Raw genomic sequence first — 19,528 nt, 5'->3', positions numbered from 1 at the left:
AATAGGAAAGCTCGGTTAAGATGACTTTAAGGAATGCCTCGGCGCTTCAAAGCTTCCTCAGCGCCACCTCCTCGACCAGGTGATTGGCGCCCTTGCGCAGGATGAGGTCGGCGCGCGCCCGCGTCGGCAGGATGTTCTCGCGCAGGTTCTTCAGGTTGATGTTGGTCCACAGCCCCTCGGCGATGGCGCGTGCGGCGTCTTCCGAAAGCTGCGAATAGCGGTGGAAGAAGGAGTCCGGGTTGCGGAAGGCGGTTTCGCGCAGCCGCATGAAGCGCTGGATGTACCACTGGTGGATCAGTTTCTCGTCGGCATCGATGTAGATGGCGAAGTCGAAGAAGTCCGACAGGAAGGGCACGATCTTGCCGTCCCTCGGCAATTTGCCCGGCTGCAGCACGTTGATGCCCTCGAAGATCAAAATGTCCGGCCGATCGATGGTGACGAACTCGCCGGGAATGACATCGTAGGTCAGGTGCGAATAGACCGGCGCGCGGACATTGCGTTGCGCCGACTTGATGCCGGACAGGAACCTGAGCAGCGCGCCGACATCATAGCTGTCGGGAAAGCCCTTGCGCTCCATCAGATTGTCGCGGCGCAGGATCTCGTTTGGCAGCAGGAAGCCGTCGGTGGTGATCAGATCGACCTTGGGGCTCGACGGCCAGCGCGCCAGAAGCTCCTTGAGCACGCGCGCCGTGGTCGATTTGCCGACCGCGACCGAGCCGGCGATGCCGATGATGAAGGGCGTCTTGACCACATCCTGGGCGTTGAAGAAGGCCTGGCGCTGCCGGAACAGGAGCTGGCTTGCCTCGACATGCGCCGAGAGCAGCCGCGACAGCGACAGATAGATGCGCTTGACCTCCTCGAGGTCGACCGGGTCGTTCAACGACCGCAAGCGGTCGATCTCGTCCTCGGTCAGCGTCAGCGGCGTGTCGGCGCGGAACTGTGACCATTGCTCGGCCGAGAAGAAACGATAGGGGGAGTATTTCTCGGTAGGAGCAAGCTGATCCATCGAGTTTCCTGCCCTCCTAGAGCATGATGTCGAAAAGTGTGAAGCGGTTTTCGGGCGACATCATGCTCAATCCGTCTCTACCGTCAGCCCTTGGGCCGCGACGCTTTTTCGGCAACCCCCGAGCGGCCGGTGCGGCCCTCGAGCTCCTTCAGCACCTCGTCCAGCGGCACGCCGGCGATGCCGAGGACGACCAGCCAATGATACATAAGATCGGCACTTTCCGAAACGAGGCCCTGCCTGTCGCCGCGCACGGCGGCGATCACCGTCTCGACGGCTTCCTCGCCGAGCTTCTGCGCCGCCTTGTCGATGCCCTTGGCGAACAGCTTTGCCGTCCACGAGTCCGGATCGCCGGAGCGGGCGCGTTCCCGGATGGTCTTTTCCAGATCGGACAGCGAAAACTCAGTCATTTTCGCCGTTTAAGCCCGTTGAACCGGCGAGTCCAGCCGCATCGGCAGCCCGGCAGCGGCCATATGCGCCTTGGCCTCGGCGATGGTGTAGGTGCCGAAATGGAAGATCGAGGCGGCAAGCACCGCACCGGCATGGCCGTCGCGGATGCCTTCCACCAGATGGTCGAGCGTGCCGACGCCGCCGGAGGCGATGACCGGCGCGCGCACCGCGTCCGCGATCGCGCGCGTCAGCGCGATGTCGTAGCCGGCCTTGGTGCCGTCGCGGTCCATCGACGTCAAAAGGATCTCGCCGGCGCCGCGATCGACCATCCGCCTGGCGAAGTCGACGGCGTCGATGCCGGTCTTCTCGCGCCCGCCATGGGTGAAGATCTCCCAGCGGTCGGCCTCGCCGGCGCCCGAGACCTTCTTGGCGTCGATGGCCACCACGATGCACTGGTTGCCGAACTTGTCGGCCGCTTCCGCGACGAAATCGGGGTTCTTCACCGCTGCCGTGTTGATCGACACCTTGTCGGCGCCGGCCAGAAGCAGCCTTCTTATGTCGGCCACCTGGCGCACGCCGCCGCCGACGGTGAGCGGCATGAAGCATTGCTCGGCGGTGCGGGCGACGACGTCGAAGATGGTCTCGCGGTTGTCCGACGAGGCGGTGATGTCGAGGAAGCAGAGCTCGTCGGCGCCGGCCGCGTCATAGGCCTTGGCCGCCTCGACCGGATCGCCGGCATCGATGAGGTCGACGAAGTTGACGCCCTTGACGACGCGGCCGTTCTTGACGTCGAGGCAAGGAATGACGCGTGCCTTCAGCATCAGCTCTTCTCCAATGTCGCCAGCAGGTCGACCAGCAGTTCACCGACCAGCGGCGGCACCTCGCCCTTGGCATCGAAGGCCGGATCATAGGCGGAGATGGTGAGGCCGGCGACGGGCAGCAGCCCGGCCATGCCGCACATGGCGCGACGCACCTGCTCCGGAGCGGGACCGCCGGGCGTCGCGAAGCGGTTCGCCTGCATCTCTTCGGGATCGTGCACGTCGAGGTCGATATGCATGTGGACACGGCTTGCGCCGGCGGCCTTCAGCTTTTCGGCCGCTCCGGCCCAGCCCTGACATTCCGCCCGGATGACGGGGAGCTTTTCCAGACGGTCTTTTTCCGCCGGGTCGAGGTCGCGCGCATTGACGAGCACCGCACGGGCGGGATCGATCGGCTTGAAGCCGGGGATCTGCGCCGTCATCGGCCGCCAGCAGAGGCCCAGTACCGTCGCCAGCGCCATGCCGTCGAGAAATCCGGATGTGGAAGTGTCCGGCGTGTTGATGTCGCCATGCTGGTCGGCCCAGATGATGGCGTCGGCGCCTTCGCCGGCCACGGCGCCTGCGCTGCTCAGGCAGTTGCCGGCGAGCACGACGGGAAACCGCCCATTGTCGAGGGCGATGCGCACCTCGCCCGAGACGGCGTTGCAGACGGCGAAGCCGGTCGCGATCTCGCGCGCCTGCTCGTCGTCGCTCACCCTGCCGATGTCGTGGACGTCGATGTCGTGGCCGGCAAGCTTGAGCGCGTCGGCCAGGCCGCCGGCCATCAGCGCGTCCGGACCCTGGCCGCAGCCGCCGTGATAGTGGCCGCTGTCGTAGGACGCCAGGATGATCGAGACCTTCACGGTCTTGCCTCCATGCCCTCGCCGCGCAGGATCGCCAGCGCCTCGGCTGGGTCGATGCGCCCGTCATAGAGCGCGCGGCCGGAAATGGCGCCTTCGAGCCTCTGCGCGTCAGGCATGGTCATGCGCACGATGTCGGCGATCGAGGCCAGGCCGCCCGAGGCGATCACCGGAATCGACACCGCCTCGGCGAGGTCGATCGTCGAATCCCAGTTGATCCCGGTCAGCACGCCGTCGCGGTCGATATCGGTGTAGATGATGGCGGCGACGCCGGCGCCTTCGAATTTCTGCGCCAGCTCGACGACGCCGAGGCTGGACGCTTCGGCCCAGCCCTCGACCGCGACCTTGCCGCCCTTGGCGTCGATACCGACGGCGATCTTGCCCGGAAAGGCCTTGCAGGCCTGCTTGACGAGGTCGGGGTCGCGCACCGCCACGGTGCCGAGGATGACGCGCGCCAGGCCACGGTCGAGCCAGTCCTCGATCTGCTCCAGCGTGCGGATGCCGCCGCCGAGCTGCACCGGGCTCCTGGTTGCCTTGAGGATGGCGCCGACAGCCGCGCTGTTGACGCTCTGGCCCTTGAAGGCGCCGTTGAGGTCGACCACGTGCAGCCACTCGAAACCCTGTTCCTCGAAGGCCTTGGCCTGGGCCGCCGGGTCATCGTTGTAGATGGTGGCCGTCGCCATGTCGCCGTGCTTCAGGCGCACGCATTTGCCGTCCTTGAGATCGATCGCGGGAAACAGGATCACGGTCAGGCGCCCTCGACGATGACAAAGTGGCCGGTCGAGGCGGTAAGCCTATATTTCGAGGCCGCTTGGTATTCCGGCGATTCGTAGCAGGCGATCGCCGTTTCGTAGGACTCGAACTCGACCACGACATGGCGATTGCCCGTCGGCCCTTCCGGGTTGGTGTAGCGTCCGGCCCGCACGGGGAATTTCGCACCGTATTTGTCGAATGCCACAGCGTTGGCCTCGATATATTGCTTGTAGATCTCGGGATCGCGGACGTCGATCAGCGCGATCCAGTAGCCCTTCTTGCTCATCAAGGCCTCCAGCGCAGGAAATTGGTGATCAGGGCAAGGCCGAGGGCCTGGCTCTTCTCGGGATGGAACTGCGTGCCGACCAGGTTGTCGCGCGCGACAGCCGCCGTCACCGGCCCGCCATAGTCGGCGACCGCCAGCACCTCGTCCGGCTTCGTGGCCTCCAGATGATAGGAATGGACGAAATAGGCGTGCAGTCCCTTCGGCCCGGTCTCGATGCCCGAGAATACCGGATGCTTGCGCGTGAGCTCGATCGTGTTCCAGCCGATCTGCGGGATCTTCAGCGCCGCATCGGCGGGCGTGATCTCCTTGATATCGCCGGCGATCCAGCCGAAGCCCCTGGTGACGGTCTTTTCCAGCCCGCGTTCCGACATCAGCTGCATGCCGACGCAGATGCCGAGGAACGGCCGCCCCTTGTCGATCGCCACCTCTTCCACCGCGTCCCACATGCCGCTGACGGCCTTGAGGCCGGCCGCGCAGTCGGCATAGGCGCCGACGCCGGGCAGCACGATGCGATCGGCGGTGCGGACCCGCTCGGCATCGGCGGTGAGCTCGATCGTCGCGGCAATGCCCGCCTCGCGCGCGGCGCGCTCGAAGGCCTTGGTGGCCGAGCGCAGATTGCCCGACCCGTAATCGATGATCGCAACCCGCATGTCAGGGCCTTCCCGGCGTGTGGGTGAGCCCCAGAGCCATGCCGGTCTGCGCCGGCCGTGCCAGATTGGCGTCGGGCACGATGCGCGGCACGGGCGGCTGCTCGTCTGGCATGTCGGTCTCCAGCGCATGACGCGTCTCGGCGCCGTCCAGCCTGTCGGCCTCGACGACGCCCCATTCGTGCCAGCCGCGGCGGCGCAGCGCCGCGATGCGCAGCCCTTGCCCTTCCAGCCCGACATAGAGCGAGACCAGCAGCGACAGGGCCGAGCCGGCCCAGGCAAGTCCAAGCTTTTCACCAAGCATCGACAAGATGGCCATGACGACGAAGGTCAGCGCCGCCTCGATCCACAGCCGGTTCCAGGCGAGCCACAGCGGCGGCACGAGGAAGCCCAGCCAGGCGAAACCGTCGCGGACAAAGACCGTTCCATCGGATCGTTCACCGCGGCCCGGCGGCTCCATCACGACATAGATGGCCATCGCCTATCCCTTCAAAGATCCCTTGGTGGACGGCACCGCGTCCGGCTGGCGCGGATCGCGCTCGAGCGCGGAACGCAGCGCTCGCGCCACCGCCTTGAAGCAGGTCTCGGCGATGTGGTGGTTGTTGGCGCCGTAGTGATTGGTCACATGCAGCGTGATGCCGGCGTTCTGCGCCAGCGCCTGGAAGAACTCGCGCACCAGCTCGGTGTCGAACGTGCCGATCTTGGGCGACGAGAAGGAGACGTTCCAGACCAGGAACGGCCGGCCGGAGACATCGATTGCCGCTCTGGTCAGCGTCTCGTCCATGGCGAGGTCGATCGAGGCATAGCGCATGATGCCGCGCCGCTCGCCGAGCGCCTTGGCCAGCGCCTGGCCGAGCGCGATGCCGGTGTCCTCGACCGTGTGGTGGTCGTCTATGTGCAGGTCGCCCTTTGCCTTCACCGTCATGTCGATCAGCGAATGACGCGACAGCTGGTCGAGCATATGGTCGAAGAAGCCGACGCCCGTCGCAATGTCGGACTTGCCGGTGCCGTCGACATGGACCGACACCGAGATGTCGGTTTCCTTGGTCTTGCGGCTGGCTTCGGCGGAACGCGTCGGCATGATCTATCCTTGTCCGGGAGGTTCATGGCGTGCGGGAGCGCACAGGCCGCAAACGCCCATATGCTTGAAATCGAGAGCCTTCTAGCAGCATGATCCGGCGATTGCCAGTTGCCATTCCCATAGGGTATCGGGCTGGCCGGCATGTCGTTTGCAATCGCCCACCCCATGCATACATATGGCCGATCAAAGTCCCTCGTACCGCGCCAATCGCCTCATTGGGATCGCGCGAATCGGAGCAGAAAATGTCGAATGAACTGACCATGCACGCCACGACCATCGTCACCGTGCGCAAGGGCAGCAAGGTCGTGATCGCCGGCGACGGCCAGGTCAGCCTCGGCCAGACCATCATGAAGGGCAATGCCAAGAAGGTGCGCCGCATTGGCAAGGGCGGCAATGTCATTGCCGGCTTCGCCGGCGCCACCGCCGATGCCTTCACCCTTCTGGAGCGGCTCGAAGCCAAGCTCGAGCAATATCCCGATCAGTTGACGCGCGCCTGCGTCGAACTCGCCAAGGACTGGCGCACCGACCGCTACCTGCGCCGGCTGGAAGCGATGATGCTGGTCGCCGACAAGTCGGTCTCGCTGGCGTTGACCGGCACCGGCGACGTGCTCGAGCCCGAACATGGCGTCATGGCCATCGGCTCCGGCGGCAACTACGCGCTGGCCGCCGCCCGCGCGCTGATGGACACCGACAAGGACGCCGAGGAGATCGCCCGCAAGGCGATGCAGATCGCGGCCGACATCTGCGTCTACACCAACAGCAATTTTGTCGTCGAAACGCTCGATGCCGCCTGAGGCAATCGACCATGATCCCGAAAAGTGGGACCCGGTTTTCGGATAAGATCATGGTCCAACAAGAGCACGTTTACGATTTTCGGCCGGTGACTGAAAAAGACCTGCCGATGATCGCCGGCTGGCTGGCCGAGCCGCATGTCGCCGAATGGTGGGACGATCCGCAAAAAGAGATCGTCGAGATCCGCGAGCACATCGATTCGGTTTCGGTCGAGCCGCTGATCGTCGAGCTCGACGGCAGGCCGATCGCCTATCTGCAGAGCTACGATCCGCATCTGGAGGACGATCATCCCTATGCCGACCAGCCGTTCGGCACGCTGGGCATCGACCTGTCGATCGGTCGGGCCGAGCTGGTCGGCGTCGGCCACGGCTCGGCCATCGTGCGGCAGTTCGTCGAGCAGCTTTTCGAGGAAGGGGCGCCGCGCGTCATCATCGATCCGCATCCGGACAATGGCCGCGCCATTCGCGCCTATGAGAAGGCCGGCTTCAGGGCCATCGGCCGCAGGCAATCGCAATATGGGGACGTCGTGCTGATGGCCGTCGACGCGGCCGGCACGGAAGAGGGGGACTGACCAAATGAACGCGACGGGCGACGACAACAGCTATTCGGCCTATGAGGACAGCTGGCGCATGGGGCTGCTGCTCGTGCTGGCTTTGCTCATCTTCCAGGCCGGCGCGCTTTACGGCATGGGCCATCCTCCGATCTGCACCTGCGGCTACGTGAAACTCTGGCACGGCGTGGTGCTGAGCTCGGAAAACTCGCAGCACATTTCCGACTGGTACACGCCCTCGCACATCATTCATGGCTTCGTGTTCTACGCGCTGGCGCGCTTTCTTTTTCCGCGCTCGCCGATCGGGCTCAGGCTCGCCTTCGCCGTCCTCATCGAAGGCGGCTGGGAACTGCTCGAGAACAGCCCTTTCATCATCGAGCGCTACCGCGCCGGCACGATCTCGCTCGATTATTACGGCGACTCGATCATCAATTCGGTGTCCGACACGCTGGCCATGGTGCTGGGATTTGTGATGGCGCGAAAGCTTCCTATATGGGTGGTCGTCGCCCTCGCCCTCATCTTCGAACTCGGCACAGGCTACATCATCCGGGACAATCTGACGCTCAACGTGATCATGCTGCTGCATCCGTTCGAGTCCATCAAGCAGTGGCAAAGTGGAATTTAGTGACATGAGCACCTTCTCCCCCCGTGAAATCGTTTCGGAACTCGACCGCTTCATCATCGGCCAGAAGGACGCCAAGCGCGCCGTGGCCATTGCGCTGCGCAACCGCTGGCGCCGCCAGCAGCTGCAAGGCCAGATGCGCGAGGAGGTGATGCCGAAGAACATCCTGATGATCGGCCCGACCGGCGTCGGCAAGACCGAGATCTCGCGCCGCCTGGCCCGCCTCGCCGGCGCGCCCTTCGTCAAGGTCGAGGCGACCAAGTTCACCGAGGTCGGCTATGTCGGCCGCGACGTCGAGCAGATCGTGCGCGACCTGGTCGAGGTCGCCATCGGCCTGGCGCGCGAGAAGATGCGCGAGGACGTCGCGGCGCGCGCCCAGATCAATGCCGAGGAACGCGTGCTCGAGGCCCTGGTCGGCAAGACGGCGAGCCCGGCCACGCGCGATAGCTTCCGCAAGAAGCTGCGCGAGGGCGAGCTCGACGACAAGGAGATCGAGATCGAAGTCGCCGACACCGGCACCGGCGGCATGCCTGGCTTCGAGATCCCCGGCATGCCGGGCGGCAATATCGGCGTGCTCAACATCAACGATATGCTGTCGAAAGCGATGGGCGGCCGCAAGACCAAGAGCCGCAAGACCACGGTGCGCGATTCCTACGCGCTGCTGGTCAACGACGAGTCCGACAAGCTGCTCGACCAGGACGAGGTGATCCGCCGCGCGCTCGACGCGACGGAAAATGACGGCATCGTCTTCCTCGACGAGATCGACAAGATCGCCGCCAGGTCAGACATTTCGGGCGGCCCGTCGCGCGAAGGCGTGCAGCGCGACCTGCTGCCGCTGGTCGAAGGCACGACGGTCGCGACGAAGTACGGCCCGGTGAAGACCGACCATATCCTGTTCATCGCCTCCGGCGCCTTCCATGTGTCGAAGCCGTCCGATCTTTTGCCGGAACTGCAGGGCCGCCTGCCGATCCGCGTCGAGCTGCGCGCGCTGGAGAAGGAGGACTTCGTCCGCATCCTCACCGAGACCGAGGCGAGCCTGATCAAGCAGTATGTCGCGCTGATGAAGACGGAAGGGGTCGAGCTGACCTTCACCGACGATGCCATAGATTCGCTGGCCGGCATTGCCGTCGATCTCAACGCCAGCGTCGAGAATATCGGCGCACGCCGCCTGCAGACGGTGATGGAGCGGGTGCTCGACGAGATCTCCTACGACGCGCCGGACCGCAACGGAACCGCCGTCACCATCGACGCCGCCTATGTGCAAAAGCATGTCGGCGACCTCTCGAGGAACACGGATTTGTCCAGATTCATCCTGTAAATGCATGTCGCCCAAAAGTGCGCAGCGGTTTTGGGACAACGATATGCATCAGCAGGGAACCCGATGCCGGGCAGGGTTCCGGCTTCGGGCGGGCCGGCAAGGCTTGCCCGGCGCGGCGGGCGGGTGTGGCCAAATGGAAGCATCCGGCCCTCTTTCGCCCCGGCGGCGGGTGGGCTTCTCTCGACTCTCCGTCCTGCTTTACCTAGTTTGCCCGGCGACTCGGGCGTGCCCCAGACTGGCGAGCGGTTTTGGGACAAGCATGGAAGACAACACTTAAGGCGCGTTGCCGGATCGCTCTGGCCGTGCGCCTTGACGGGCGGCGGCGTATGAAAAAACGGCTTCTTCTCCTTCTCGGCCTGGCTATGGCGGCGGCTGTTTCTGTTGCCGACGCACAGACCCTGGTGCCGCCGGGAAACCGCAACGCCGTCCAGCCCGACATACCGGGCGCCTCCAGCCGGCGCACGCAAGCCACCAACACCACTTTCCAGGCCAAGTACCGCAAGGTCTACGCGCTGCTGAAGAGCGACGCCGATCTGCGCGCCAAGATCAGCAAGGAGGCCGCCGCCTACGGCATCGACCCGATGCACATCGTCGGCGCCATCGTCGGCGAGCATACCTACAATGTCGACGCCTACGACCGGCTGCAGACCTATTACGTCAAGGCGATCTCCTACCTGTCGAGCAAGCTCTCCTTCGCCTATGACGGCGAGGATATCAGCGATTTCGTCCAGCGCCCCGAATTCAAGAAATGCGCCGGCATGACCGACAGCTACGATCTGTGGGAGTGCCGCGAGCAGGTCTGGAACCATTCTTTCCGCGGCAAGAGCGTTGGCGGGACAAGCTTTCCCAACGACCGGTTCGGCGCCACCTTCTTCCAGCCCTACTATGCCGGCCAGACCTTCGGCCTCGGCCAGCTCAATCCGCTGACCGCGCTGCAGATGAGCGATCTCGTGCACAAGGTTTCCGGACTGCCGAAGCTCGACGTCGGCGATCCGAACACGGTCTACAAGACCATCATGGATCCGGACCTGACGCTGGCCTATGTCGCGGCGACGATCAGGACGTCGATCGATGCCTATAAGAACATTGCCGGCTTCGACATCTCCGACAATCCCGGGCTCACCGCAACGCTCTACAATGTAGGCAATCCCGAGCAGCGCGCCTCTGCCTTGAAGGCCGAGAACGACAAGCGCCGCGCCGCCGGCGAGCCGGAAAAGCTGCCCGAGGAAAACTACTACGGCTGGCTGGTCAACGACAAACTGGACGAGCTGAAGGCGCTGTTCTAGCGCCCCTTTAGCCTTCCGCGTCGAGAAACGCCTCGAATTTGCGCAATTCCCCGGCGTCCGCCTCGACCATGTGGCGCGGTTCCGGATATGCGCCCGACCGGATGTCGGCGGCATATTCGCTAAAGGCGGCGATGCGCTCGTTCTGGATGCGGTCGAACTCCGCCGCGAGGTCGCGGTAGCGCTTGGCGTGGCGCGGATAGCGGCCGCGATTGGTGCCGAGCACGTCTTCCGAGAACAGATACTGGGCATCGCAGCCGGCGCCGGCGCCCATCGAGATCATGATCAGCGGCGTGCGCCGCGAGATCGCGCTGGCGACCTCGGCCGGCACCACCTCGATTTCGGCGGCGAAGGCGCCGGCCGCCTCGAGGTCCTTGACCTGTTTCCAGACGAAGGCGGCGCTTTCGGCGGTCTTGCCGACCGCCTTGAAGCCGCCGGTCCAGGTCGCGTGCGCCGGGATCAGGCCGACATGGCCGCAGACCGGGATGTGCTCGTCGCGCAGGCGGCGGATCGTCTGCAGGCTGGCCGAGCAGTACATGGCGTCGGCGCTTGCGGCGCGCAGCTTCACAGCCATGCGCAGGATCTCGTCGGTGGTGGCGCCCATCTTCGCCTGCTCGTCGCCAGGAATGGCAAAGCAGGTCGGCGCGGCGTCGCGAAAGCGCGGATCGAAGATCAGCTCATAGGTGACCGAGATCATGTCGATGCCGGCGCGTTCGGCGGCTTCCGCCTCGTCCAGCGAGAAGACGCGCAGCTTGGAGAGCTGCCGCTTGCCCTTCAGCGCTTGCAGGTCGGCGACCGTCGGTCTGCTGCGTGCCATCTTTTAGGTCTCCCTCATGCCGGCAAGATGCTTGCAAGCTTCCCAAAGTCTCACGCCGCCAGCAGCGATTTCAGCTTGACCGTTTGCGAGCCGAGCGCCTCGGATCCCGGCGCCGCGCGCTTGGCGATCAGCATCTCCGCCAGGCGGATGTCGCGCGCCACCGCATTGCCCGGACCGATGCCGCTGGCGGCGACCAGCCGTCCGTCCTCGGCCAGGTGGAACAGGATGAACGCGCCGTCGTCGAGATCGCGCCGCACCATGCTCTTGCCCTCGTCGGAAAGCCCGGCGATCTGCAGCGTCAGTCCATACTGATCCGACCAGAACCACGGCACCGCCGCATGCGCCTCGCTGGCGCCGAGCATGTTTTTCGCCGCCAGCGCGCCCTGCTCCTGCGCGTTGCGCCAGGCTTCCAGCCGCACGCGGCGGCCGCCATAGACGGCAAGCGGGAACGAGCAGCAGTCGCCGGCGGCGAAGATGTCGGGGTCGGCGGTCCGAAGCTCAGCGTCGACAGCGATGCCATTGTCGACCGCCAGCCCGGCTTCCGCGGCAAGGCCCGTCACCGGCACGGCGCCGATGCCGATCACCGCCAGGTCGGCGACGATTTGCTGTCCGCCGGTAAGGCTGATGCGCACCTCTTTGCCGTCATCGGCGATCGCCTCGATGCCCTGGCCGGCGAGGATGGTCACGCCTTCGGCCTCATGCGCCTTGTGGATCACCGCGGCGATCTCGGCCGGCACGCCGCGCATCAGAATGCGCGGCTGCGCCTCGATGACGGTGACGGTGGCGCCGAGCTTGCGCGACGAGGCGGCGAGTTCGAGGCCGATGAAACCGCCGCCGATGATGGCGACGCGGTTCTTCGGATTGAGATGCGCGCGAATGGCGAGCGCATCGTTGAAGGTCCTCAAATAGACGCAGCGTTCGCCCAGCCCCGGCATCGGCAGCTTGCGCGGCAGCGAGCCGGTCGCCAGCAAAAGCTTGTCGTAGCGCAGCGAGGAACCGTCCGACAGACGCACGAGATGCTGTGCGCGGTCGATCGCCACGGCGCGGACTGAATGGATATGCCGGATCGAGCGTTCGGCCAGCACCGCGTCGCTGGCGATCGATTTGATCGCCGGCGCCGCGCCGGTCATCGCCTCTTTCGACAGCGGCGGCCGCTCATAGGGCAGGTGCGGTTCGTCGCCGACCAGCGTCACCGGGCCCTCGTAACCCAGGTCGCGCAGCGTCAGCGCCGCCCGTCCGCCGCATTCGCCGGCGCCGATGATCACCATTCCCGCGTGCATTTCCCTCACCCGATCTGAATGAGGACTTTGCCGGCGTCGACCTTGACCGGATAGGTCCTGAGGTTGACGCAGACCGGCGCGCCCTTGGCCGCCCCGGTCTTGTAGTTGAAGCGGCCATTGTGCTTCGGGCATTCGATGATGTCGTCCATGACCAGGCCGTCGGCCAGGTGCACCTTCTCATGCGAGCAGAGCCCATCGGTGGCGAAATACTCGTCGTCGGGGCTGCGGTAGATGGCGAAGGTGCGGCCGCCATGGTCGAACCGCTTCACGTCTTCCTCGTCGATGTCATCGGCCTTGCAGGCCTCGATCCAGTCGCTCATCGATCTCTCCGATAGTCTGCCTGGCGCCCGCCATTGCATGGCGCCCACTTGTCTGCGGCTTGGCGCTTTAGGGCGATCTCACTCGGCCGCGGCGGCGGCCTTGTCGTTGTGCAATTCCTCGCGATAGGGCCGGGCGGTCGGCGGCAGCTCGCGCTTGAGGAAATAGTCCTCGTTGCGCAGCTGGCGCAGGAAGGCCGGGATCACTTCGCGGTAGCCGGCCAGGATCGACGGCGTCGGCGCCGGCAGGTCGTGCTTGATCAGCTCGTGCAGCCTGGGCAGCGCGTGATAGGGCACCATCGGGAACATGTGGTGCTCCACATGGTAGTTCATGTTCCAGTAGATGAACCGGCTGATCGGGTTCATGTAGACGGTGCGGCTATTCAGCCGGTAGTCGATGACGTTGTCGGCCAGCCCGCCATGCTGCAGGATGCCGGTCAGCACATGGTGCCAGGCGCCATAGAGACGGGGCAGGCCGACCAGCATCAGCGGCAGGAACGAGCCCGTGTAGAGCGCCAGCGCGATCGTCGCCGCGTAGATCGCCAGCCAGATGCGCGCGATCAGGATCGCCCTTGGCACCTCCTGCTCGGGAACATAGGTCCTTTCCTCGGCGTTGATGATGCCGGCTGAATGACGGACCATGTCCTTCATCGCATGCCAGCCGTCGAGGACGCCGACGAAGGCGAGGACGACGCGGATGAGGTCCGGCGGCCGCATGATGGCGATTTCCGGGTCGCGGCCGACGATGATGGTGTCGGTGTGGTGGCGCGTATGGCTCCAGCGCCAGGTCACCGGATTGCGCATGATCATGAAGCAGGCGAGCTGATAGACCGCGTCGTTCATCCACTGGGTGCGGAAAGCGGTGCCATGGCCGCATTCGTGCCAGCGCGAGTCGGTCGAGGAGCCGTAGAGCGTGCCGTAGACGAAGAAGAACGGCACGCACCACCACGTGCCCCAGAACCAGGCGCCGCCGGCGCCGCTGACGACCAGGGCGCCGAGCCAGATGATGGTATCGCGCAGCGCCGGTCCGTCGGAACGCTGCATTAGCTCCTTCATCTGCTTGCGGGGAACTTCGGTGTGGTACCACTCGGCCGCCGCCAGCCCGTTGTCGACTGCCAGCTGCGTGTCGCGGCCCACCAGGCTGTAATCGCGTCGCGACGGCGTCGCGGACAATGCTTCCGCCATTCCGGGGTCCTCCACCACGCCTCACGGATCTCCTGCCGGCCAATGCCGAGCCTGGGATCGCAGGCGTCGAAATTCAAAATAGCGGCAACAAATGATAGGATCAACATCATGAAGATAGTTTCTATCATTTTCCATCAGGCTGGTGTAGGAAGGGAGGCTATCGGAGGACCATCATGGCGAAACGGCCGACCATCACCGATCTGGCGCGAATTTCCGGTGTCAGCGTCGCCACCGTCGACCGCGTGCTCAACAACCGCTTGCCGGTTCGCGAGGAGACCGCGCGCCGCGTCTACGAAGCGGCGACCGATATCGGCTACCACGCCGCAGGGCTGATCCGGAAGCGCATGCGCCAGGAATTGCCGGAATATCGCCTTGGCTTCCTGTTGCTCAGGCGCGAGGACTTTTTCTACGGCGAGTTCGCCCGCGAACTCGAACTGGCGGTCGCGCAGTCGCAGCGTTTTCGCGGCACCGCGGCGGTAGACTTCACCAGTTCGCTGGTGCCGGACGAGATCGCCGCGGAGATGCGCAGGCTGGCGACCAGATCGCGGGCCGTCGCCCTGGTCGGGCCCGACCACCCGACATTGACCGCCGCTGTCGAGGCGCTGAAGGCGCGAGGCCTGCCGGTCTTTTCGCTGCTCTCCGATTTTGCCTCCGGCATCCGCGAGGGCTATGTCGGGCTCGACAACCGCAAGGTCGGCCGCACCGCCGCCTGGATGATCGCCAAGGCGGCGAGGAAGCCCGGCAAGGTCGCCCTCTTCGTCGGCAGCCACCGTTTCCACGGTCATGAGCTGCGCGAGATCGGCTTCCGCTCCTTCTTCCGCGAGCATGCGCCGGAGTTCGCCGTGCTGGAGACGCTGGTCAATCTTGAGGCAAACCAGGTCACTCACGACGCGATGATCGACCTGCTGGCGCGTCATCCCGATCTCGCCGGCTGCTATGTCGCCGGCGGCGGCATGGAAGGTGCGGTCTCGGGCTTGCGGGAAGCGCGGCCGATGCAGATGCCGGCGGTCGTCTGCAACGAGATCACGCCCGTGTCGCGCGCCGCGCTTGCCGACAACATATTGACTATGGTGATCTCCACTCCGCTCGCCGCGCTCTGCCGCGAGCTTGTCGACCTGATGGCGCATGCCATCGAGGCCGGCGCCGCCAACGCGCCGGGCCAGACCTTCCTGCCCTTCGACATCTATTTGCCAGAAAACATCTAGCCGGGGCCGGCTATCCGCCCGCCGGCGCGGCAACCGCGGCAAATGATAGAATCTATCAGACGGGACCGAAAATCCGGCGCTCGGCTTTCGATTCGCCCTTGACGCCTTCGCCCGAAATGGAATAAATATTTCATGAACTAGGCATTTTGGTTCTTTCGTTCCGGAACATCTGTTTCAAACACAGGACTTGGCGTTCCATCACGCGGGAGGCGCCCTCCGGAATCGAGATGGCAAGCGGGAGAGATTCCTCGGGAGATCGGGGATTCCGGGCAAAAATCGGTGCAGCCGGACACCATGTGGAGGAGAAATACAATGAAGAAACTGCTTTTGGGCGTCGCTTTCGCGGCGCTGATGAGTTCGTCCGCCTTTGCCGCCAAGGTTGGCGTGTCGATGGCCAAGTTCGACGACAACTTCCTCACCGTGCTGCGCAACGGCATGATCGAGCAGGCCAAGGGCATGGACGGTGTCGAGCTGCAGGTCGAAGACGCGCAGAACGACGTCGCCAAGCAGCTCGACCAGATCAAGAACTTCGCCGCCTCGGGCGTCGACGCCATCATCGTCAACCCGGTCGACACCTCGGCCACGCAGGCGATGTCCGACGCGGCGGCCGCCGCCAAGATCCCGCTCGTCTACGTCAACCGCGAACCGGTCAACGTCGACTCGCTGCCCGAAAACCAGGCCTTCGTCGCCTCGAACGAAGCCGATTCCGGCACGCTCGAAACCAAGGAAGCCTGCCGCCTGTTCACCGAAGCCGGCAAGAAGGAGGCCAACGTCTATGTGATCATGGGCGAGCTTTCCAACCAGGCCGCGGTGCAGCGCACCAAAGATATCGAGGAAGTGATCGCCACCCCGGAGTGCAGCTTCATCAAGATCATCGACAAGCAGACCTCGAACTGGGACCGTGACCAGGCGCAGAACCTGATGACCAACTGGCTGTCGACCGGCAAGCCGTTCGACGGCGTCATCGCCAACAACGACGAAAGCGCCATCGGCGCCATCCAGGCAATGAAGGCCGCCAACATCGACATGAAGACGGTCGTCGTCGGCGGCGTCGATGCCACCCAGGACGCGCTCGCCGCGATGCAGGCCGGCGATCTCGACGTGACGGTGTTCCAGGACGCCGCCGGCCAGGGCGCCGGCGCGCTCGATGCCGCGCTCAAGCTGTCCAAGGGCGAGAAGGTCGAGCACAAGGTCTACGTGCCGTTCCAGCTCGTCACGCCGGCCAACATCGACAAGTTCCTGAAGAAGAACTGAGGCAGGCCGTTCACTAGCGCAGTTCCAGGGAAAGCGTGAAACGGTTTTCCGCGCGGAATTGCGACAGAGAAATAGGGCGGCGCATCAGATCAGAACAACGGCGCCGCTCCTCGTTCCTCCCGCCCGTGCGGGCGGGAGGGCGAATGCGGCCGACGGAGGAAAGAGACGTGGCACAGACATCCCATGGCGTCGGCGGGCTGACCTACGATGCGAAGAAGCGTGCATGGCCTGCCGAGTTCAACGTTTTCCTGGCGCTCGTCATCCTCGTCGGCGCTTTCGAGCTGATCGGCCGGGTCTTTCTCGGTGACAGCTTCCTGTTCAACACCCGCGACAATGTCGACGCCATCTTCAACGAGCAGCGCCTGCAGATCATCATCCTGCAAGTGTCGATCGTCGGCATCATCGCCATCGGCGTGACGCAGGTGATCATTTGCGGCGGCATCGACCTGTCGTCCGGTTCGGTCGTCGGCGCCACCGCGATGATCGCCATGAGCTTCGCCCAGGTGGCGACCGTCAACGGCAATCCCAACCCCAAGGCGATGTTCATCGATTATGGCTTGACCGACCTGCCGGTGATCGTGCCGGTGCTGGTCGCCATCGGCTGCGGCTTGATCGCCGGCCTGGTCAACGGGCTTCTGATCGCCTACACGCGCATCCCGCCCTTCATCGCCACGCTCGGCATGATGGTCACCGCGCGCGGCATCGCCAAATGGTGGTCCAAGGGCCAGCCGATCTCGTTTCCGACCGACAGCTTCGCGGCGATAGGCAAGGGCCTGATGCCGGTCATCATCTTCATCTCGCTGGCGATCCTGTTCCAGCTGATCCTGACCTACACCAAGTATGGCAAGCACTGCTACGCCATCGGCTCCAATGAGGACGCCGCGCGCATGTCGGGCATCAAGATCGCCAACCACAAGGTGCTGGTCTATGTCATCGCCAGCATCCTCGCTTCGCTCGCCGCCGTGGTGCTCTGCTCCAAGAACCTCACCGCCCAGGCCGGCATGGGCGTCATGTACGAGCTCGACGCCATCGCCATGGCGGTCATCGGGGGTGTCTCGCTGTCGGGCGGCCGCGGCTCGATCATCGGCACCGTCATCGGCTCGCTGATCTTCGGCGTCATCATCTCCGGCTTCACCTTCCTGCGCCTCGACGCCTACTACCAGGAGATGGTCAAGGGCGTGATCATCGTCGGCGCGGTGGTTCTCGATCAATGGCGCCAGCGTCGCCGCGCGATAGGAGCTTGACCATGTCGGACATCGTTCTCAAGACCGAAAACCTGACCAAGCGCTACGGCGGCGTGCATGCTCTCGAAGGCGCCAACTTCGAACTGCGCAAGGGCGAGCATGTCGCCATCATGGGCGACAACGGCGCCGGCAAGTCGACCTTCGTGCGCCAGATCACCGGCGTCGAGCAGCGGACCGACGGCAAGGTTTGGTTCGACGGCAAGGAGGTGAGCTTCGCCGGGCCGATCGAGGCGCGCGAGGCGGGCATCGAAACCGTGTTCCAGAACCTCGCGCTTGCCGACGATCTCGACGTGCCGTCCAACCTGTTCCTAGGCCGCGAGAAGGTGCTGTTCAATCTCGGCCCGTTCTCGATTCTGGATCGCAAGTACATGCGCAAGGCGACCGAGGCCGCACTGGTCCGCACCGCGGTGAAGATCCCGAACCTCTCCAGCACCATTCGCCACATGTCGGGCGGCCAGCGCCAGTGCGTGGCGATCGCCCGCACGGCGACCTTCGCCTCCAAGCTGATCATCATGGACGAGCCGACGGCGGCGCTCGGCGTGCAGGAGACGGCACAGGTCGAAAACATCATCCGCACGCTGAAGGAAAATGGCGAGCCGCTGATCCTGATCAGCCACAACATGCGCCAGGTGTTCGATCTGGTCGACCGTATCGTCGTCTTCCGGCGCGGCAAGATCGTCGCCAATTTGCGCAAGCAGGACACTGACGGCAACGACATTGTCGCCTATATCACCGGCGCCAAGACCGGACAGGCGGAGCTCCAGGCCGCCTGACGGCCGGGATCAACCAGATCGTCCGCGCCAGACAGGCGCGGACATGTTTTAGAACCACCCTCAAAGGACAATTCATGACTATCCGCTTCGCACTTCTCGGCGCCGGCCGCATCGGCAAGGTCCACGCCCGCGCCGTCGGCTCTAATCCCGATGCAAAACTGGTTGCCGTGGCGGACGCCTTCGAGAAGGCGGCGAGCGACCTGGCCTCGGCCTATGGTGCCGAAGTGCGCAGCATCGAGGCCATCGAGAAGGCCAAGGACATCGACGCTGTCATCATCTGCACGCCGACCGACACCCATGCCGACCTCATCGAGCGCTTTGCCAAGGCCGGCAAGGCGATCTTCTGCGAGAAGCCGATCGATCTCGACGTCAAGCGCGTCGAGAAGTGCCTGGCCGTGGTCGAGAAGGCCGGCGCCACGCTGATGGTCGGCTTCAACCGCCGCTTCGACCCGCATTTCGCCGCCGTGCGCAAGGCCATCGACGACGGCGCCATCGGCACGGTGGAGATGGTCACCATCACCTCGCGCGACCCCGGCGCGCCGCCGCTCGACTACATCGCCCGCTCCGGCGGCATCTTCCGCGACATGACCATCCACGATTTCGACATGGCGCGCTTCCTGCTCGGCGAGGAGCCGGTGGCGGTCAGCGCACACGCTTCGGTGCTTGTGGACAAAAAAATCGGCGAGGCCGGCGATTTCGACTCGGTCAGCGTCATCCTCGAGACCGCGTCCGGCAAGCAGGCTGTCATCTCCAACTCGCGCCGCGCCACCTATGGCTACGACCAGCGCATCGAGGTGCACGGCTCGAAGGGCATGGTCGCCGCCGAGAACCAGCGGCCGGTGTCGATCGAGCTCGCCAACGACAAGGGCTACACGCGCCCGCCGCTGCACGACTTCTTCATGACCCGCTACCTCGACGCCTACGCCAACGAGATCGCCGCCTTCATCGGCGCGGCAACCAAGGGCAAGAAGGCGGCGCCAAGCGGAACGGACGGCCTTGTGGCGCTGAAGCTTGCGGACGCGGCGCTCAAATCGGCGAAGACCGGCAAGGCTGTCCGCGTCGACTGAGCTT

General features: G+C 64.7%; 23 protein-coding genes. 10 read left to right on the top strand and 13 right to left on the bottom strand.

Features of this window, described 5'->3' with window-relative positions:
• Positions 1-46: 46 nt before the first annotated feature.
• From coaA to hisB, 9 genes are all read right to left on the bottom strand, one after another.
• The gene (coaA, locus tag PU724_RS19310) at positions 47-1,006 is read right to left on the bottom strand and encodes a type I pantothenate kinase (RefSeq protein WP_126057108.1); all 960 of its coding nucleotides are present in this window, start codon (positions 1,004-1,006) and stop codon (positions 47-49) included.
• A gap of 83 nt (positions 1,007-1,089) precedes the next feature.
• The gene (locus PU724_RS19305; protein ID WP_127283698.1) at positions 1,090-1,413 is read right to left on the bottom strand and encodes a phosphoribosyl-ATP diphosphatase; all 324 of its coding nucleotides are present in this window, start codon (positions 1,411-1,413) and stop codon (positions 1,090-1,092) included.
• 9 nt (positions 1,414-1,422) lie between these two features.
• Positions 1,423-2,217 (bottom strand): imidazole glycerol phosphate synthase subunit HisF, encoded by a 795-nt coding sequence (hisF, locus tag PU724_RS19300; RefSeq protein ID WP_187331353.1) that lies wholly within the window; start codon positions 2,215-2,217, stop codon positions 1,423-1,425.
• Positions 2,214-3,053: an arginase family protein gene (locus PU724_RS19295; RefSeq protein ID WP_354420448.1), complete on the bottom strand. Its 840-nt coding sequence runs from the start codon at positions 3,051-3,053 to the stop codon at positions 2,214-2,216. Before PU724_RS19295 ends, hisF begins: the two co-directional genes overlap by 4 nt.
• Entirely contained in the window at positions 3,050-3,796 is a 747-nt protein-coding gene (hisA, locus tag PU724_RS19290) for a 1-(5-phosphoribosyl)-5-[(5-phosphoribosylamino)methylideneamino]imidazole-4-carboxamide isomerase (protein ID WP_354420447.1), read from the bottom strand. The genes PU724_RS19295 and hisA overlap by 4 nt, the downstream gene beginning before the upstream one ends.
• A gap of 2 nt (positions 3,797-3,798) precedes the next feature.
• The gene (locus PU724_RS19285) at positions 3,799-4,089 is read right to left on the bottom strand and encodes a DUF1330 domain-containing protein (protein ID WP_354420446.1); all 291 of its coding nucleotides are present in this window, start codon (positions 4,087-4,089) and stop codon (positions 3,799-3,801) included.
• Positions 4,089-4,739, bottom strand: a complete 651-nt coding sequence (hisH, locus tag PU724_RS19280) for an imidazole glycerol phosphate synthase subunit HisH (protein WP_354420445.1) — start codon at positions 4,737-4,739, stop codon at positions 4,089-4,091. The genes PU724_RS19285 and hisH overlap by 1 nt, the downstream gene beginning before the upstream one ends.
• 1 nt (position 4,740) lies before the next feature.
• Positions 4,741-5,214: a DUF2628 domain-containing protein gene (locus tag PU724_RS19275; protein WP_354420444.1), complete on the bottom strand. Its 474-nt coding sequence runs from the start codon at positions 5,212-5,214 to the stop codon at positions 4,741-4,743.
• A gap of 3 nt (positions 5,215-5,217) precedes the next feature.
• Complete coding sequence (hisB, locus tag PU724_RS19270; RefSeq protein WP_127283691.1) at positions 5,218-5,817, bottom strand: imidazoleglycerol-phosphate dehydratase HisB; 600 nt, start codon at positions 5,815-5,817, stop codon at positions 5,218-5,220.
• Between the two features lie 242 nt (positions 5,818-6,059).
• Here hisB and hslV point away from each other — a divergent pair, with 242 nt between their 5' ends.
• The 5 genes from hslV to PU724_RS19245 all read left to right on the top strand — a co-directional run bounded on the left by hslV (position 6,060) and on the right by PU724_RS19245 (position 10,385).
• Positions 6,060-6,611: an ATP-dependent protease subunit HslV gene (hslV, locus tag PU724_RS19265; protein WP_127309474.1), complete on the top strand. Its 552-nt coding sequence runs from the start codon at positions 6,060-6,062 to the stop codon at positions 6,609-6,611.
• 50 nt (positions 6,612-6,661) lie between these two features.
• Positions 6,662-7,180 (top strand): GNAT family N-acetyltransferase, encoded by a 519-nt coding sequence (locus PU724_RS19260; RefSeq protein WP_354420443.1) that lies wholly within the window; start codon positions 6,662-6,664, stop codon positions 7,178-7,180.
• Between the two features lie 4 nt (positions 7,181-7,184).
• Positions 7,185-7,784 carry a DUF2585 domain-containing protein gene (locus tag PU724_RS19255; protein WP_128274783.1) on the top strand — a complete coding sequence of 200 codons (600 nt, stop codon included), beginning with the start codon at positions 7,185-7,187 and terminating at the stop codon, positions 7,782-7,784.
• A gap of 4 nt (positions 7,785-7,788) precedes the next feature.
• Complete coding sequence (gene hslU, locus PU724_RS19250; RefSeq protein ID WP_354420442.1) at positions 7,789-9,099, top strand: ATP-dependent protease ATPase subunit HslU; 1,311 nt, start codon at positions 7,789-7,791, stop codon at positions 9,097-9,099.
• 326 nt (positions 9,100-9,425) lie between these two features.
• Positions 9,426-10,385: a DUF1402 family protein gene (locus PU724_RS19245; protein WP_320253661.1), complete on the top strand. Its 960-nt coding sequence runs from the start codon at positions 9,426-9,428 to the stop codon at positions 10,383-10,385.
• Positions 10,386-10,392: 7 nt separating this feature from the next.
• Here the strand turns inward: PU724_RS19245 and PU724_RS19240 are convergent, their stop codons facing one another.
• The 4 genes from PU724_RS19240 to PU724_RS19225 form a co-directional block, all read right to left on the bottom strand.
• Positions 10,393-11,199, bottom strand: coding sequence for a 3-methyl-2-oxobutanoate hydroxymethyltransferase (locus tag PU724_RS19240; RefSeq protein WP_135860272.1), 807 nt, complete (start codon positions 11,197-11,199; stop codon positions 10,393-10,395).
• A 50-nt stretch (positions 11,200-11,249) separates the two neighbouring features.
• Positions 11,250-12,479, bottom strand: a complete 1,230-nt coding sequence (locus tag PU724_RS19235; RefSeq protein ID WP_354420441.1) for an NAD(P)/FAD-dependent oxidoreductase — start codon at positions 12,477-12,479, stop codon at positions 11,250-11,252.
• 5 nt (positions 12,480-12,484) lie between these two features.
• Complete coding sequence (locus tag PU724_RS19230; protein ID WP_127283242.1) at positions 12,485-12,799, bottom strand: MocE family 2Fe-2S type ferredoxin; 315 nt, start codon at positions 12,797-12,799, stop codon at positions 12,485-12,487.
• 78 nt (positions 12,800-12,877) lie between these two features.
• The gene (locus PU724_RS19225) at positions 12,878-13,981 is read right to left on the bottom strand and encodes a fatty acid desaturase family protein (protein ID WP_189340329.1); all 1,104 of its coding nucleotides are present in this window, start codon (positions 13,979-13,981) and stop codon (positions 12,878-12,880) included.
• Positions 13,982-14,154: 173 nt separating this feature from the next.
• On the opposite strand from PU724_RS19225, the gene PU724_RS19220 reads away from it, so the two are divergent.
• The 5 genes from PU724_RS19220 to iolG all read left to right on the top strand — a co-directional run bounded on the left by PU724_RS19220 (position 14,155) and on the right by iolG (position 19,524).
• Positions 14,155-15,186: a LacI family DNA-binding transcriptional regulator gene (locus PU724_RS19220; RefSeq protein ID WP_354420440.1), complete on the top strand. Its 1,032-nt coding sequence runs from the start codon at positions 14,155-14,157 to the stop codon at positions 15,184-15,186.
• Between the two features lie 312 nt (positions 15,187-15,498).
• Positions 15,499-16,440 (top strand): sugar ABC transporter substrate-binding protein, encoded by a 942-nt coding sequence (locus tag PU724_RS19215; RefSeq protein ID WP_127283244.1) that lies wholly within the window; start codon positions 15,499-15,501, stop codon positions 16,438-16,440.
• A gap of 167 nt (positions 16,441-16,607) precedes the next feature.
• Positions 16,608-17,684: an ABC transporter permease gene (locus tag PU724_RS19210; RefSeq protein ID WP_127283245.1), complete on the top strand. Its 1,077-nt coding sequence runs from the start codon at positions 16,608-16,610 to the stop codon at positions 17,682-17,684.
• Positions 17,685-17,686: 2 nt separating this feature from the next.
• On the top strand, positions 17,687-18,457 hold the full coding sequence (locus tag PU724_RS19205) for an ATP-binding cassette domain-containing protein (protein WP_127283246.1): 771 nt from the start codon (positions 17,687-17,689) through the stop codon (positions 18,455-18,457).
• Positions 18,458-18,531: 74 nt separating this feature from the next.
• On the top strand, positions 18,532-19,524 hold the full coding sequence (gene iolG, locus PU724_RS19200; protein ID WP_354420439.1) for an inositol 2-dehydrogenase: 993 nt from the start codon (positions 18,532-18,534) through the stop codon (positions 19,522-19,524).
• Positions 19,525-19,528 lie beyond the last annotated feature (4 nt).

This window comes from Mesorhizobium abyssinicae, assembly GCF_049887195.1.
In the GTDB taxonomy this organism is placed as follows: Bacteria; Pseudomonadota; Alphaproteobacteria; order Rhizobiales; family Rhizobiaceae; genus Mesorhizobium; species Mesorhizobium abyssinicae.
Note: the sequence above shows the minus strand (reverse complement) of the source record. Positions and strands in the feature narration are given on the sequence as shown.